This is a genomic window from Desulfobacca acetoxidans DSM 11109 (genome assembly GCF_000195295.1).
GTDB classification, from domain to species: domain Bacteria; phylum Desulfobacterota; class Desulfobaccia; order Desulfobaccales; family Desulfobaccaceae; genus Desulfobacca; species Desulfobacca acetoxidans.
This window is the reverse complement of the sequence record NC_015388.1, coordinates 879,922-895,507: the sequence shown is the minus strand read 5'-3', so window position 1 is coordinate 895,507 and position 15,586 is coordinate 879,922. Positions and strand designations below refer to the sequence as shown.

The following is a 15,586-nucleotide window of genomic DNA, read 5'->3' as shown; positions in this document are numbered from 1 at the left end:
TGATGGATAAGCACGTCAAAAAATTGCAGGGCATTACCCGAGTCGCCGGAGCCGTTTCAGGCGAGGCTTTGGTCACTTCTGAGAAACTGAGCCATCTGGTCAATGCCATAGGTTCGGACGGCGTGATCCGCATGAACGGCCACCCTCTTAAGGGCCAGTCTTATGCGGGCAAGATCATCGTCTACGATACCGACATCTTTTCCACCGGCGGAGCTTTGGGATTGTATTTCAAATCCAGAATCAAGCAAACCGGCCCCCTGGCGTTGATCTGCCGCAGGGTGCATCCCATCAGCGTGGGTGGGGCCGTGGACGCCCAAATCCCGGCGGTGGACGGTTTCGACCAGGATCCCTGCCAGGAGATCAAATCGGGTGACCTTGTCAGGATCAATGCTCCCGAAGCCGGCGGTGAGGCCATTGTCGAGATTTGCCCTGCAGGAACCGGAACTCCTTCTGGAGACACCGGCCAATGGTCGGGCCCGTCGAAGCCAGTCGCTCAAAAACGCCGGATATGGCCGCAGGACAGCCTGAAACTCACTTTTTATGAGGAAGAGATGCTGTACGGCAAGCACGGTCGAGCCAAGCAGGCCGCCATGGAGCGGTTGGTAGAGTTCGGGCAAGGTATGGCTTCGAAGCGTATGGTGCCGATTTGTTCGGCCCATGTCTTTTCCGATTGGAAAAACTATGATCTGGTGATCGGCAGCTGGCCGCTTTACGAGGAATTCGCCGCCCTGGGAGCGAAGGTCGCCGTGCCAACCACGGTGGAAAGCACCGTTATGGCCGACGAACTGGTCCATGACCAGGGGATGCCCTGGCATTATCAGGTCATGATGCCAGCCGGCGAGGTGTATGCCGCCATGAGACCGGTACATGAGGCCCTGAAAGACATGGGGGTGCAGGTGATCCCGACGTGCATCCCGTATATGCACCTCACCCCGCCAAGGTTCGGCGAGTTCCATGTGACGGCGGAATCCAATCATGCCGCCTACGCCAATATCATGCTGGGAGCCAGGGTTAATCGGGACCCGGCCAATATGGTGTTTTACGCCGCCATCACCGGAATAATGCCGGAATATGGCATGCACCTGGCCGAGAACCGCCGGGGGCAGATGCTTTTTGAGGTAGCCCCCGACCTGCTTCCGGAGTTGCAGGACGTGGGCGATTATGTCGCCTTGGGCGGGGCCATCGGCTTTCGCGCCGTGGATCGCGTCCCAGTGGTGCTGGGTCTAAATCATCTGAGCAACGAACAAGGCAAGGCCTTTTGCGCCTGCGTTTCCCCGGCTTTGACCTACCCGATGATGCATATTGTCGGCGTTACTCCGGAAGCCCGGACCATGGAGGAAGCCTTTGGCGGCCCGATTCCCAAAGATGTGGAACGCATCAGCATCGGCAAACAGGAGATAAGAGAATTGTTCCACAACACTCGCCAGACGGATCGGCAGGACATTGATGTCGGGGTGATCGGCTGTCCTTTTCTGACCTTCCAGGAGCTCGCCGGACTGGCCGAATTGCTGGATGGCCGCACGGTCAAAAAAAGGCTATGGCTCTATACGGATTACGTCTTCTACAGCGCAGCTAAAAAGGCGGGGCTGCTCGCCAGGATTGAAAAGAGCGGGGCCAGGGTAGTTCATTCCTGCTGTCCCGGGATGATCATTCGTGACGCCAGCGCGGCCGAATCCCTGGTCTATGCCACGGACAGCCTTAAAGTGGCCAGGCTCATGTCCGGAATCGGCTGGCCGAAAAACTGGCTGGGCACCCGCCGGGATGTGGTGAATGCTGCAATCACCGGCAGATTCGAGCCGTCACGGTGGCTCTGATGATATTGGCCGACCTGTGTAAAAGGAGCGTTGTATGGATATTTTTGAGCGTCTCGCACGAAAATTGGACGAACTGCCGCAAGGCTTCCCGCACACGGAGAGCGGCGTTGAACTGAGAATCCTGAGGCACATCTTCGATGAGGAAGATGCGGCAATGGCCTTGAAGTTGACTCCTCGTTTCGAGACCGCGGAGGACATCGCCCGGCGCCTGGAACAACCCGTAGCCGAAACCCGGACGCGTCTGGATGAAATGGCAATTAAGGGCCAGATCGGTTCCTTTAAGATGGGGGGGCATCAGATGTATCGTCTCATGCCCTTTGTCATCGGCATTTACGAGCAGCAGCGGCAGAGCCGGCTCACCCATGAACTGGTCCATCTCTTTGAAGAATACCTGCCCATGCTCAGCCAGGTTGCGGGGGGGCATCCGCCTCATGTCGCCAGGGTCATTCCTGCGCACGGGGCCATCTCCCCGGAACTCGTTCTTTTGCCCCATGAGGACATCCGCCAGATTATCGACAGGGCGAAATCTTTCCGAGTCCAGGATTGCATCTGCCGCAGGGAACAGGCATTATTAGGCAAACAATGCCATCATGCCACCAAGACCTGCCTGCAGTTTTCCATGGAGGCTGACGCCTATGCCTATTTCAAGCTGGACGGTGATATTATCACCCGAGAAGATGCTCTGAAAATCGCCATCGAAGCCGAGAATGAGGGCCTGGTGCATACCACCCACAATGTAAAGGACTTACCGGCGGGGTTTCTGTGCAATTGCTGCTCCTGTTGTTGCGGCCTGATACGCAGTTTAAAAGAATACCACTCTCCTTTTGTCCTGGCAAAAAGCAACTATGTCGCCCACATTGACCCCGACAGTTGCCAGGCTTGCGGGGTATGCAGGGATGAACGGTGTCCCATGGATGCTATCGAAGAGGGGGAAGGAGTCTACCAGGTCATTGACAATAGATGCATCGGCTGCGGCGTCTGTGTCATCACCTGTCCCGGAGAGGCGATTGCCCTGGTGGCACGGTCGGAGGCGGACAGGGATTTGATTGCTCAGGATATGCAGGACTGGGGCCAAAAGAAATTGGAAAGGTAAAAACCTCTGAACCGAAGAGGGGTTGTGGCGTGCATCTGGCTCAATTAGCCCACCTGCTTATATTTATCTGGCTTATTTGTCTGATGTTTCAGGTCGGGTTGTCCGTCACCGTGACCCAGATATTGGCATCCTGCCAGGAGGCCAGAGTCTTGATGCGGGGGCTGGTGGTCAATTTGTGCCTCGTGCCGTTATTCGGTTTCGGACTCCTACTGCTGTTTAAGGCCGAGTCTCTCTTATCCGTCGGATTTCTTATCGCCATCTGTTTTTCGGGGGCCCCCATGGGACCGGCCTTCACCGGTTTCGCCCGGGGAGACGTTCCCTTTGCCATCGGTCTCATGGTCCTCCTGGCCTTCTTGACCCCTCTAATCTCGCCAGCCGTCCTCAGCCTGCTCATGGGGTTTCTGACAAAAAGCCAGAAGATCGAAATTGATTACGTCCAGATAGTCACGCCTATTTTCGTGGGGCAGTTCCTGCCCCTGGGCATGGGCCTAACGGTCAACAGCCTGACACCCGGCTGCGCTGGAAAGGTTCTGGCTCCTGTCAAGATGATCAACAAATTTCTTATGCTGGCGGTGTGCGTGCTAGTAGTCGCGACGGAGTACAAAACGCTCAAGATCTTCGGGATTAAGGCCGCCATCGGCATCCCCGCCCTTTTTGCCGCCAGCGCCATAGCTGGGTGGTGGCTGGGAGGCCCGGGGAAGGGAAAACGAAAAGCTGTCATGTTTAACACCACGATCCGCAACGCCTCCGTTGCCCTGGTGATTGCCTCGGGCAACTTTCCCGGCACCCCTGCCCTGGCGGCGACTTTTGCATATTCCTTGTTTTCTGCGGTAGGAACAGTACTGCTCATCTTTCTGGTGCGAAAAACTTGTGATGTCACTGGTTAAGAAAAAATGAGGGGTGAGGGATCGGTTGAAGGGTCAAAGGTGTCATGCTTCCCAAGCCGCTCTGCGCCGGGCGTTTGCTCAGTGAGAATACGCCGAATCCCGGTAAGGACAGCCGACCGCCTGCCTGCAGGGTAGTGATGATGGTTTGGATGAGGGTATTTAGGGCCTTCTCCGCTTCAGCTAGCGCGACAATAAGATATCTCTTTACTCTATTCTTTTATACTACTATAATTATCTATAATACATTTAATCTAGTAGATAATTATATAAGGTAGAAAAATGCGGAAAGTAGTAATATCTGAAAAAGGGCAGATATGTATTCCTTCCTCTTTACGGCAGAGATTTGGTTTACAAAAGGGGGACCGTCTGGCGGTGGAGGAATCTGACGGAGCAATCATCTTGCGTCCTTTGCCCAGGCACCCGCTGTTGGCCCTTCGGGGGAAATTGAAGGGTGCGGGGGATGAGAAACTCACGGATCTCCTGCTCCAGGAACGCACCGTCGATAGGGAGCGAGAGCAGCGATGAGCGCCCGAAAGTATGTTCTGGACAGCTATGCCATTCTCGCACTCGTTGAGGATGAACCGGGGGCACAGGCGGTAGCCGCTATTATCCTAAATGAAAAAGCGGAACCCTACCTAAGTATAATTAATCTGGGAGAGGCCTACTACATTGTCTTGCGCCGGCAGGGTAAAGATGCCGCGGCGGAATTAGGGCACGCCGTCAGACAGGAAGATAGACTTGTCATCGCTGAAGCAACGTGGCCGAGAGTCAAAGCCGCCGCTGGGATCAAAGCGGGAGGCGGTTTAGCCTACGCGGATGCTTTCGGTTTGGGATTGGCTCAGGAATTAGGGGCGTGTTTAGTTACCGGCGATCCTGAACTCCGGGTTGCAGCCGCTAAGGTAAATGTGGAACTTCTTTGGATTGGCAGGTAATTGCCATTGCCTATCGGCCACCCGCGAACCGGGAAAATCATCTGCTGGCGGCACGGGCTTCCAGCCGGTGCGGAATTTTTTTCTATCAGCTCAGAACTTATTAACCATTAACCTGTTCGAGCAACTTCTCCACCGCGCGACCGAGGCGCTGCATGCCTATACCAATGGTTTCTTCATCGACACAGGAAAAATTGAGCCTCAAAGTATCGGTCTCCAGCCGATCTACATAGAAGGGGCTGCCGGGCACGAAGGCAACTTTGTCTTGAATGGCCAGATCGAAAAGTCGTTTCGAGGAAATCCCCTGCGGCAGGGTCAGCCAGATAAACATGCCGCCCGCGGGATGGGTATGCCCCACCGTTGCCGGCAGGTAGGTTTTGATACCCCTGACCATGGACTGCTGCTGCCGGCTATAAACTTGCACAATGGTCCTGATGTGGCTGTCAATATCGTTGTCGGCCAGGTACTGCCAGATAAGCCTTTGGGCGAAATGATTGCTGTGTAAATCCGAGGCCTGTTTGGCCACGATCAGCTTGGGCATGATGCGGGCCGGAGCTGCCACCCAACCCAAACGCAGACCCGGGGCGATGATCTTCGAGAACGACCCTAGCAGTATCGCCTGGTCCGGCAGCAGCTTCCGGAAAGATGTCTGGTGAGTTCCGGTGAAGCGCAGCTCGCGGTAGGGATCGTCTTCAACCAATAGAATATTCCGGCCTTGCACCAATTCCGCCACAGCCTCCCGGTTCTGGTCCGTATAAGTAATGCCCGCGGGGTTCTGGAAGTTGGGCACCAGATACATCAGCTTCGGCTTCCTGGTGGCTAAGACCTCGCGGAGACGGTCCATCGCCATGCCGTCGTCCGTGATGGGCACTGGATGAAAGCGGGCCCGGTAGAGGGACAAGGCTTGAATCGCCCCTAAATAACCGGGCTCTTCGATGATCACGTCATCGCCTCGATTTAAGAAGGTTTTGCCCAGAAGATCCAAGCCTTGCTGGGAGCCGTTAGTGATGAGAATGTTGTCGGGTGAAATTTCCAGACCTTGCTTTTCACGGTATCTGTGGGAAATATATTCCCGCAATCCTAGCAAGCCTTCGGAATTGGCATACTGCAGCGCTTCCTGGCCCACGGTATCAAATACCCGGTTAGCTGCCGCCCGCAGCTCCGCCACCGGGAAGAGATTCCGGTTTGGCAAACCCCCGGCAAAGGAGATCACCGATGGGTCTATCGCCACTTTGAGGATTTCCCGAATAAACGACCTGGGCACATCAGCGATGCGATCTGAAAAAAGATTATCCATCTGTCTTCCTAGATGCAAACAGTGAGCAGTGGGCAGTGGGCGGTGAGCAGCAAAAGCATTATTGTAAGCAGCTACCACGGTTCGGTTTTCATGCTTCGTTGTGATCACCGGAACATGCCAATTTATATGATTGACCGATTACGGGAATCGCCCGCCTTGTCGAAATTTTTCAAAGAGGCTTTTGATGGCATCCTAATCACCGATTTCTCGGGTGCCGATAATGCCGTCCTCTGTACCGGCCGCCAGACCTGTAGCCCCATCTCTGGCGTGAATTGAAAAAGGTGGATGATCAGAACGGCGACCGAGAGGGTCGAGTTTTCCAAAAAATCGGGTCGCATTCTAAAAGACGCCTTAAGACTAAAAAAGAAGGAGCTACCAGAGGCGAAATACCGGTCCGGGCGATCCCGGTTGGACTACCGCCTGGACTCTCTCATGAATATGTCCTGCCGGGATGGCGATGTCAAGAGACTGATGAAACGCCTGCGCTGGTATCGACAGGTTTTTTATAACTCTTCGGTTGCTTGGGGCGAATACCAGATTTGCCCCTATGGATGGGCCTGTTGGTGCTGCAGTGTTGTAAGATGGGCTCGGCCCACCATTCCTTGATTTATTTTCTTAGGAAGCTGATGTATTATTAAGTTCTTAAGCAATGCCATGCTAAAATGTCGCGGAGTCTATCTGCTATGGCAAAAAGACACACGCTTTGGGCACTATTGGGAATATTGATTTTTCTTTTTTTTAATTTTCCATTGTTGCAGATTTTTAACCGGGATATTTTGTGGGCAGGGATTCCAATACTATTGATTTATCTTTATGTGGTTTGGGTACTGGCCATCGTTGGTCTATATACCCTGGGCAGACGATCAATCTTTCGGGAGTAAACCAGACAGATTTCCTATGCTAAGTACCGCTCTGGTAGCAGCCGCTGCCTTTGGCTATCTCTTCCTGCTTTTTGCTATCGCCTATTATGGGGACAGGCAGCGGACTTCAGGGAAGAGTATTATTGCCAATCCCTATATCTATGCTCTTTCCCTAGCGGCCTATTGCACTGCCTGGACTTTTTTCGGCAGCGTCGGCAAAGCGGCCACTTCAGGGGTGACTTTTCTGACAATCTATCTGGGTCCCTCCGTCATCGCTTTTTCCTGGTGGTTTGGTTTACGCAAGTTGCTGCGCATCTGCAAGGAAAACAACCTGACCACCATGTCCGATTTCCTGAGCTTGCGCTATGGCAAAGGGGCCTTTCTGGGGGTCATCGCTACCGTGGGGGTGCTCCTGGCCATAACCCCTTACATCGGCCTCCAGCTCAAGTCAATCTCCGATACTTTTAACGTCCTGGTTCAAAAAGAAATTACCCCTCCTCTGACCATCCCGATTTATCAGGACACCGCTTTCTATGTGGCCCTGCTCCTGGCCATGTTCGGCATTCTGTTCGGCGCCCGCCATCTGGACCCCACCGAACGTCACGAAGGCTTAGTGGCGGTAGTGGTGTTCGAGTCCCTGATCGAACTGTTGGCTTTTACCAGCCTTGGCCTCCTGGTGACGTTCGGTCTGTTCCCGGGCTTAGGAGAAATCTTCGCGAGTATCCGGCAGAGCCCCGAATTTCGCCAACTGCTTTTGGTGAATACCGGACCTCACAACAGTTATGTCCTTCTGATGGTGCTGACCCTCCTGGCCATGGGGGCGATCCACTTTCTGCCCCGCATGTTTCACATGGCGGTGGTAGAGAACACCAACGAAAAGCATATCCTAACGGCTGTCTGGCTCTTTCCCCTATATCTGTTGCTAATTAATTTGTTTGTCATGCCCATCGCCTTCGGGGGATTGTTACTAGGCTTGCCTCTGGAACAAGCCGATACTTTTGTTTTGCGCATTCCCCTGGAAACCGGCCATCCCTATTTCGCCCTGCTGGTCTTTTTGGGGGGCTTGTCAGCCTCCACCGCCATGGTGTCAGTGGCCTCCATTGCGGGGAGCACCATGATTCTCAACAGCCTAGTGATGCCCCTGGCCATTCGGCTGAAATTGCAAGAGAGGCTTACGCCTCATCTCCTAACCGTCAAACGAGGCGGCATCCTCTTACTGATTCTGCTGGGATACTTTGGCTATCATTGGGTCTTCCCCACCGTTATGCTCGTGGATGTAGGGTTAATCGCCTTTTGCGGGGTGATGCAACTGGTACCGGCCATGCTGGGGGCCTTGTACTGGCGGGAGGCCACCAGATGGGGAGCGATTGCGGGTTTGGGATCGGGGTTTTTGCTCTGGGCTTATACCCTCGTGTTTCCCTATCTGGTTGAGGCAGGCTGGTTTCCCCAGAGCATCATTTCGGCAGGTCCCTTCGGCCTGACACTTCTTAACCCCACCGCTTTTTTAGGCCTGACCGGACTGGATAGGCTCTCCCACGCCTTCTTCTGGTCCCTACTGATCAATGCCAGCACCTTTGTGGGTGTTTCCTTATTGACAGATCCCAGCCCGGTGGAGGAGGAGCAGGCCCGGCAGTTTGTCAATGTATTTGAGCGGGAAAGAGAACTGCCGTTGGAGAAACGCTATACGTATCTGCCGAGTCTAGAGCAATTAACCAATTTTATTGAAAAATTCATTGGCTCCCGTAAGGCTGCAGAGGCGCGCCAGGCCTTTCTCCGGGAGATTGAGACCCCTGAATCCGAGTGGGGGGACCGGGAAAAACTCCGGCTGGCAAATTTTGTCGAGCGCATCATTGCCCGCTCCGTCGGACCGGCGGCGGCCCGGGTCGTTGTGGAAGGCTACCTTTCCTCACTAGGCTCCCGCATGGAAGACGTTTTCGACCTCTTCGGGCGGATTTCCAGTTCACTGGAACAGAGCGAGCAGCAGCTTAAAAGGCGGGTTGCAGAACTCTCGGTGCTTTACGAAGCAGCCCGCAAGTTGGCCTCTTCGCTTTATATTCCAGATCTGCTGGAAGGTGTGCTAAGGGTACTGGTGGAACAGCTAGGAGTAGAAAAATGTGCGGTACGGCTGTTGGATGAAGACGGCTTGCTCCATATGAAAGGCTTCCTGGGACTGCCATCTGAAGCCCGGGAACAGGTGCTCAAGCCCAGTCCCGAATCCTTTTTGGGGCAGTGCCTGCTGACCCTCCAGGTAATATCCGTGTCGGATACCACAACGGTACCGGATCGCCTGCAGGGTCTTCTGGAAGATGAAACCCTGGCCTCCCTGGTGCTGGCACCCATTACTACGGAAACCTTGACCTTGGGAGTATTGACCGCGGCCAGTAGCCAGAAGGGGTATTTCGCCAAAGAACACGAGGAGTTTTTCCAATCGCTGGCCGGGCAATTGGGACTGGCGGTGCGCAGCGCCAACATGGAGGAGGCGCTGCGCCTGGACGAGTCCCGTCTCGAAGCGGTCTGGCGACTTAGCCAAATGACCAAGGAGACACTGAAGGAGATTACCGATTTTGCCCTGGAGGAAGGGGTCCGGCTAACCAAGAGCAGAATCGGTTACCTGGCGTTTATGAATGAAGATGAAACGGTGCTCACGATGCAAGCCTGGTCTCAGACTGCCATGGAGGAATGCGCTGTTCCTGATAAACCCCTTATCTATCCGTTGGCGACCACCGGGCTCTGGGGTGAAGCCGTGCGCCAGCGCCACCCCATTATTACCAACGACTACGCCTCGCCCAACCCTTATAAGAAAGGCTATCCGGCGGGTCATGTGGCACTAAAGCGTCATCTGAATATTCCGGTTTTTGAGAGTGACCGCATAGTCGCGGTGGCCGGAGTCGGCAACAAGGATGAGGAATATGACGAATCGGACGTGCGTCAATTGACCTTATTGATGAACGGCATGTGGTGGCAGGTCATGCGCAAGCGGGCCGAAGAGGCCTTGGCCGCCGAGGTGGAGCGGGGCATTTACTTCCAGAAGCTCTTGATTCATACCTCTATGGATGGCATAGTGGCCTCCGATATGGAAGGAACCATTCGTACCTTTAACAAACCCGCGGCCAAAATCTTCGGCTATGATCCGGAAGAAGTCCTGAACAAAATGAATCTCAGGGAATTCTATCCCTCCAATCTAGCTCAGGATATCGACCGGAAAATCCATGATCCCGGTTACGGCGGCGCCGGCATACTGGAGGATTATGAGACCTTAATGCGAGCAAAGGACGGCACCCTGGTACCCATCTGGTTATCGGCCCGGCTGCTGTACGAAAACGATCGGGAGATCGGTATGATCAGCCATATTAAAGACCTGCGGGAAAGAAAACGCATGGAGGAGGAACTATTGCGTAGCGAGCGCTTGGCCGCCCTCGGCAAGATGGCGGCCCATATCAGCCATGAAATCAAGAATCCCCTGATGGTTATCGGAGGGTTTGCCCGCCAGGTGCTGAAAGATACTGCCCAAAGTCCACCAAAAAATCTGGAAAAGCTGCATATCATCGTAGATGAAGTCAAGCGATTGGAAGACTTCCTCGTTGAGGTTGGCAGCTACGCCAAATTTTCCGAACCCCAAAAGCAGCCGGGAAATCTCAATGAGCTGATCCGGGAAACCTGCCAGCGGCTGGAGCCGAGTCTCCAGGAAAAGAACATCGACCTGGTATTGAAACTGGACCCCGACCTCCCGGAGATACTATTTGACCCCGGCCATATACGCCAGGTACTCCTGAATATCGCCAAGAATGGCATCGAGGCCATGGATGCAGGGGGCACCCTTTCCTTTACCACCGGCAGGCGGGCGGGCAGGATTCTCGTACAAGTCTCTGATACCGGTTCGGGGATTCCTCCGGAGATCCAGGAAAAGATTTTTCAGCCCTTCTTTTCCTCCAAACCCAAAGGTAGCGGCCTGGGGCTGGCCATTTCCCAGAAAATTATCGAAGCGCACCAGGGAGAAATTACCATTGAAAGCGAACCTCAAAAGGGGACCCGAGTGATACTTTTCCTTCCGACCGAGCCATAATATGGTTAATTCATAAGTCTTCCCCGTTCAAGACCTGGCCAAGGCGCGAAACTTCTCATTTGCAAAGAAAAGACCCTGATATAATCAATCCGGAAAACATTACATTTCGATATGCGGAACCTCCGCTCGAATCCATCCCTACCGAATGCGGAAGGGGAGTCGTAAGGCAAAACCACCAACCGGAGAGCCGGATGCGGGAGAACCGCACGTCCGGTTCGGAGGGGGGGGAGGTAGCTGGCTCTTCCTATCCTTATACGTCTTAATTGTGTGGAAGATGGTATGAAAACAGAAAATCGCTGATCTTAGGCGGCTGGCGGCGCCGTGTTAACGTCTTCCTTCAGATTCATGCTCTGTTCGATGACCAGGAGGTACTTGAGGTACTGAAAGGCAAATTTCATCAGGGCAATGTCATCTTGCTGAATGGCGGCAACGGTCTTGGGATCAACGTCAAAGATTTTCAAAAATCTGCTCTCTAAGACGAAACGGCGGAAGTTGTCCGGGTCATAACTGGCCAGATAGAACATTTTCTGTTTCTTTTCATCGATAGCCTGGCGGGCATCGGCGTCCCGCCGCAGCATCATGGCCTTCCATTCGCGGTTCATTTCATCATAGAGATCGGGTTCCTGATCCACCCGCCAGGAGGCCACGGTCCATTCCGTCTCTTCCTCATGTCCCTTACAATAGGGTTCCTTGATGAGAAAGTAAAATTCCTGGATGCCTCCCAGACCCTCCTCACGTTGCAGGGTGGCCTGCCCGATAGGATAGTAGCGGCAGGCGCAGGGCCGGTCGGAATAGATGGTGCAACCCTCGGAGGTGACAAAGGGGCACTTATTGTTGTTTTCCGGCGACATGCGGAGGAAGACCAGGGGCAGGCCCGATTTTGCATCCAGCTCCGACCGGGTGTAGAGGTGCAGGATTTCTGTTGAAGAGATACCCAGCCGCTTTTTCAAGCGGATGATGTCATAGGGAGTGAGGGGAATATCAATCCGGCCGCAACACTCGGTAAAACAAGAGATGCCCGGATAGCATTTAAATCTAAACCGGCTGTTGAGGCTTAGTTGAACCGGTTTTACATTTTTCATACTTGGCATATTCATAACTCCTTGGAAACTCGAAAACACGGTAAAGTAAATTATAATCTAATTTTTTCGGATAGCAACGGGGCTGCCAGCTAGGTGGAACGGAGTGGCGCATCGCTCTGGCCTGGTGAATATTGCGAGTTTCTTCTGCCGCCCGGCTATCAAAAAAAAAGTGAAAGATCAACCGGATAATTAAAGTCCAGCCTAAAGGCTGGTTCGGTGCATATATTCATCCGAGCGGCCAGCCCCCGTGCTCCTCGATCAGGGCGTCTATTTCCCCCATGAGACGGATGGTCTCGGTCAGGGCCGCGACGATTTTCTGGTAGTGGTGGATCTCTTCGAAGCTCAGTGCCCGCCCCTTGCGGTCTTTGAGCCATTGGTGCAAGACCTGATAACCGCCCACCTGAAAGGCCCAGACTTTCGGTGACACCCCGGCGACATACTGTTCGGCATTGATAAAGACGCGGCCTGACATCGGTGGCACAGCCGCCTCGGCTGCGCCCTGTTGCACCGTCGAGGGCGACCCAAGCACAGGCGAGGGCGCTTGTGCTACATATTCAACTTTTTCAACAATATTGGACCCAGGGACCGGAAACGTGGTAATGAGCCTTTCCAAGGCCGGGGCCTCCATGAGATGCAAGGCGGTCAATGCCGCACCTTTATCCACCAGAGCAGCAAAAAGGGTCTTATTTCCGGTCAGCGGCAGGCGGGGAAAATCAATCCTCAGAAATTCGGCGAAACGCTCCCGATAGCCTGGCGAATGGAATGTTGCATAAGCATAATAAAACACGTCTAGGGGGCCAAAGAAGGTTTGTCGATCGCCCTGATTTTCATAAGTGAAGGTTAATCCTAACTGTTCTTCCAGGTGGCGCAGAAAATCGGGGTTTATATTTACCTGGCGGCCATAAGGACTCTCGGGTTCGGACAGAGCGAGAAAGGAGTTCTGGCCGGCGCTTGCATTATTGTTGGGATTTTCCGAAGGGAATAGATAAAGAGGGAATAGATAATTAACCTCTTTTAAAGAAACCGTGTGGTTTTGAATAATATGTTTGCTACAGAAGATATGTTCCCAGTCGCCGCCGATTTCTACCCCTCGGGAGGCACATAATCCCAAGTTCTTCCCCGGCAGCAGGTGCCTCATGACCTCGAACCGGGGTCTGCACATAAAGCCCCGTGTTTGCCCGGTGTAATAGGTGAACCGGGTATCGAAAGGTCGGTAAAAGATCGGGTAAATCTTTTTCTTATTAGGGCCGCTCAGTTTTATGTCAGCCTGGGCCAGGTGGACTTTCCAATCCCTCACATCTTTGCCAAGGTTATATTTCTCTCGGGCCTCATCTTCCGGAAGAGCCACAAAATCCCGCACCGTCTCCCAGACCTCTGCTCGGGACCACTTGATGGTTAGATGGTCACGGGCAGTGACTAAACCCACGGAGTTCACCGGAAAGATTTTGCTTATCGGCCAGGCCCGGTCATATTCGGCTTGCAAATCAGCCTCATGGGGCACAAAGAGATAATAGGGCGAATAGGGCTGAAGTTCCTGCCAAGGGGTTGAGGTCAGATCCATTTCGGCCAGGGTCTGATACTTCGCCTCCCGGAGCCCCCAGACATCGGCATAGTAAACTTTGACCTCTTGCTGTGGTCCAGCCGCTCCCGGCTGGGCACTATCTAACTGCACAGGCGAGGGCGCCTGTGCCACATGTTTGATGAAGATGCCGATAGCCACACCCTGTTGGATATCGAAGACGTTTTCATCCTTGGAACCGTCCGGACAGACTTCTTTCTTTCTTAAGTTGCCGTGCAGATTTACAAGATATATTTCATTAAAGCTTTTCAGGAATGCTTGCCGCATACCACGAAACGTGGCATTATCCAGGTAGCCGTGATTGGTAATCATGGCCAGCACGCCCTGCCCTGTCCGGTCCAGGCGCCACTGCCCCCACCTGAGGAATTTGACGTAATCATCTTGAAGCGACTTGGGATTTTTTTCGTCTAAAGGCAAACCATCGACTTTTTTATAATCTTTTATCAGACTCCGAATCCAATCTCCTTTATTGGCAGATTGGACAGAATAAGGGGGATTCCCCAAAATGACCTCGATGGGCTCATCCTGCTTTATGGCCGCGGCGGTGTTGCTCTCTTCGGTGATGAATCCGGCCAGGGGCAGGACTTGGGATTTCTTCAAGGCCTCTTCCAGGGTATTGGTCAGGTAGACCCCCAGACGCCGCCCCATAGGGAAGTCATAGCCCCGCTCTTGCAAAGCCAGACCGAGCTTGACATGGGCTACGGCATAGGGGGCCATGAGCAGTTCAAAGCCGAAGACCCTGGGGAGCAGGCTGTCAGAGACATAGGCGCGCCAGCCGCCCGCCTGTCCCTGGGCGCAAAGGGTGTCATACATCAGGGCGATGACGCTGTGGAGAAAAGTGCCCGTGCCGCAGGCCGGGTCCAGAATCAGTGTGTTGGGATCGGCCAGACCCCAGGGGCGGCTAAAGCCTTCCTTGAGGACATGGTCAATGGCCCGCACGATGTAGGAGACCACTGGCTCCGGGGTGTAGTAGACGCCCCTGACCTTGCGCTTTTCCGGGTCATAGGCGGCCAGGAAGGTCTCGTAAAAATGCACCACGGGGTCCTTCTCTATGGACCCCCGGCCGAAGTCGGCCAGCACCGCCTCCAAATCCACGGCGTTGAGCAGGGCCATCATATCGTCAATGACCCAGGATACCGTGGGGGGCACATCCGGCCCGGCCAAATGATAGAAGAGCCGCTTGAGGAAGGGATTTGTCTCCGGCAGGAGTCCGGCGGCGGTGTCCCGGCGCACATCCTGGCCGGAGCCCACCGTCACCCTGGCGGCGAAGAGGCCATAGGTGAGGGTCTGGGCGTACATATCGGCAAATTCCGCCGCCGAGAGGTGGGGCAGGAGCGTCTGTTCAAAGGCGGCCAGCCAGCCCGTAAGGGCGCCGGTCTCCGGTTCTTTTTGCAAAGTTGCCAGGGCTGCTTTTCGCATGAGGTGGGCCAGCCCTGCCATTTTAACCGCCAATTCCCTGGCCGTGCCGATACTGGGAATGACGTGGGCCAGGAATTGCCCTAACAGCTCGCGCCCGGCGGCCACGCCATCTTTGGTGGGCTTTACTCTGCCATCTGGGTCGATGCGCCCTAAAGAGGCCGTCATGTGCCACTCGCCACCCACATACCACCTGAATTCCAGGTAATTGGTCAGAATGAAATTGGGCAGGCCCTTCAGATAGCGCCGAATCTGGGGGCTTTTCTCTTCAGCGTCCAGGTTCTTGCCGAGATCTTTGGTCTCCAGATAGCCCAAGGGGACCGCCCCCCGGAACACCGCCATGTCGGGCTTGCCGCAATCGCTCACCTCCTGGCGAGGTTCATTGATGACCGTTACCCCGGTCCCGAGGGATTCCAAGAGGGTCTGCAAGGTGAGGCGGTGCGTGTGCTCCGTGGCCTTGCCACCCGCCAGAGCGGTTTGGATACCCTGAATGAATTCAAGAAATGGGTCTTTCATGAAATCTTTCTATGGGGGAATAGGGCTACCACATTCTTTACCAGAATTGA

12 protein-coding genes are annotated in these 15,586 nt (G+C 54.2%); 8 read left to right on the top strand and 4 right to left on the bottom strand.

Features of this window, described 5'->3' with window-relative positions:
* The first annotated feature begins 2 nt into the window (after positions 1 to 2).
* From DESAC_RS03785 to DESAC_RS03775, 3 genes are read left to right on the top strand one after another with little or no spacing between them, the layout of a single operon-like run.
* Entirely contained in the window at positions 3 to 1,814 is a 1,812-nt protein-coding gene (locus DESAC_RS03785; protein ID WP_013705756.1) for an aconitase X, read from the top strand.
* A 34-nt stretch (positions 1,815 to 1,848) separates the two neighbouring features.
* Positions 1,849 to 2,907, top strand: a complete 1,059-nt coding sequence (locus DESAC_RS03780; RefSeq protein WP_013705755.1) for a 4Fe-4S binding protein — start codon at positions 1,849 to 1,851, stop codon at positions 2,905 to 2,907.
* A gap of 29 nt (positions 2,908 to 2,936) precedes the next feature.
* Positions 2,937 to 3,794 carry a bile acid:sodium symporter family protein gene (locus DESAC_RS03775; RefSeq protein ID WP_013705754.1) on the top strand — a complete coding sequence of 286 codons (858 nt, stop codon included), beginning with the start codon at positions 2,937 to 2,939 and terminating at the stop codon, positions 3,792 to 3,794.
* Here DESAC_RS03775 and DESAC_RS16920 read toward each other — a convergent pair.
* On the bottom strand, positions 3,784 to 3,987 hold the full coding sequence (locus tag DESAC_RS16920) for an HU family DNA-binding protein (RefSeq protein ID WP_083800318.1): 204 nt from the start codon (positions 3,985 to 3,987) through the stop codon (positions 3,784 to 3,786). The genes DESAC_RS03775 and DESAC_RS16920 overlap by 11 nt on opposite strands.
* Positions 3,988 to 4,073: 86 nt before the next feature.
* On the opposite strand from DESAC_RS16920, the gene DESAC_RS03770 reads away from it, so the two are divergent.
* Together DESAC_RS03770 and DESAC_RS03765 are read left to right on the top strand one after the other, a co-directional pair.
* Positions 4,074 to 4,319 carry an AbrB/MazE/SpoVT family DNA-binding domain-containing protein gene (locus DESAC_RS03770; RefSeq protein WP_013705753.1) on the top strand — a complete coding sequence of 82 codons (246 nt, stop codon included), beginning with the start codon at positions 4,074 to 4,076 and terminating at the stop codon, positions 4,317 to 4,319.
* Positions 4,316 to 4,726, top strand: coding sequence for a type II toxin-antitoxin system VapC family toxin (locus DESAC_RS03765; RefSeq protein WP_013705752.1), 411 nt, complete (start codon positions 4,316 to 4,318; stop codon positions 4,724 to 4,726). Before DESAC_RS03770 ends, DESAC_RS03765 begins: the two co-directional genes overlap by 4 nt.
* Positions 4,727 to 4,826: 100 nt before the next feature.
* On the opposite strand, the gene DESAC_RS03760 is transcribed toward DESAC_RS03765, so the two are convergent.
* Positions 4,827 to 6,020 (bottom strand): aminotransferase-like domain-containing protein, encoded by a 1,194-nt coding sequence (locus DESAC_RS03760; protein WP_013705751.1) that lies wholly within the window; start codon positions 6,018 to 6,020, stop codon positions 4,827 to 4,829.
* Positions 6,021 to 6,146: 126 nt separating this feature from the next.
* Here DESAC_RS03760 and DESAC_RS16445 point away from each other — a divergent pair, with 126 nt between their 5' ends.
* The 3 genes from DESAC_RS16445 to DESAC_RS16425 all read left to right on the top strand — a co-directional run bounded on the left by DESAC_RS16445 (position 6,147) and on the right by DESAC_RS16425 (position 10,943).
* Positions 6,147 to 6,296 carry a hypothetical protein gene (locus DESAC_RS16445; RefSeq protein WP_218915708.1) on the top strand — a complete coding sequence of 50 codons (150 nt, stop codon included), beginning with the start codon at positions 6,147 to 6,149 and terminating at the stop codon, positions 6,294 to 6,296.
* Between the two features lie 9 nt (positions 6,297 to 6,305).
* Positions 6,306 to 6,626 carry a hypothetical protein gene (locus tag DESAC_RS03755; protein ID WP_041283787.1) on the top strand — a complete coding sequence of 107 codons (321 nt, stop codon included), beginning with the start codon at positions 6,306 to 6,308 and terminating at the stop codon, positions 6,624 to 6,626.
* 291 nt (positions 6,627 to 6,917) lie between these two features.
* Entirely contained in the window at positions 6,918 to 10,943 is a 4,026-nt protein-coding gene (locus tag DESAC_RS16425) for a GAF domain-containing protein (RefSeq protein ID WP_013705748.1), read from the top strand.
* Positions 10,944 to 11,245: 302 nt separating this feature from the next.
* On the opposite strand, the gene DESAC_RS03740 is transcribed toward DESAC_RS16425, so the two are convergent.
* A complete protein-coding gene (locus tag DESAC_RS03740; RefSeq protein ID WP_013705747.1) occupies positions 11,246 to 12,034 on the bottom strand; it encodes a YkgJ family cysteine cluster protein in 789 nt (262 codons plus the stop codon).
* 217 nt (positions 12,035 to 12,251) lie between these two features.
* Complete coding sequence (locus tag DESAC_RS03735; RefSeq protein WP_013705746.1) at positions 12,252 to 15,536, bottom strand: type ISP restriction/modification enzyme; 3,285 nt, start codon at positions 15,534 to 15,536, stop codon at positions 12,252 to 12,254.
* Positions 15,537 to 15,586 lie beyond the last annotated feature (50 nt).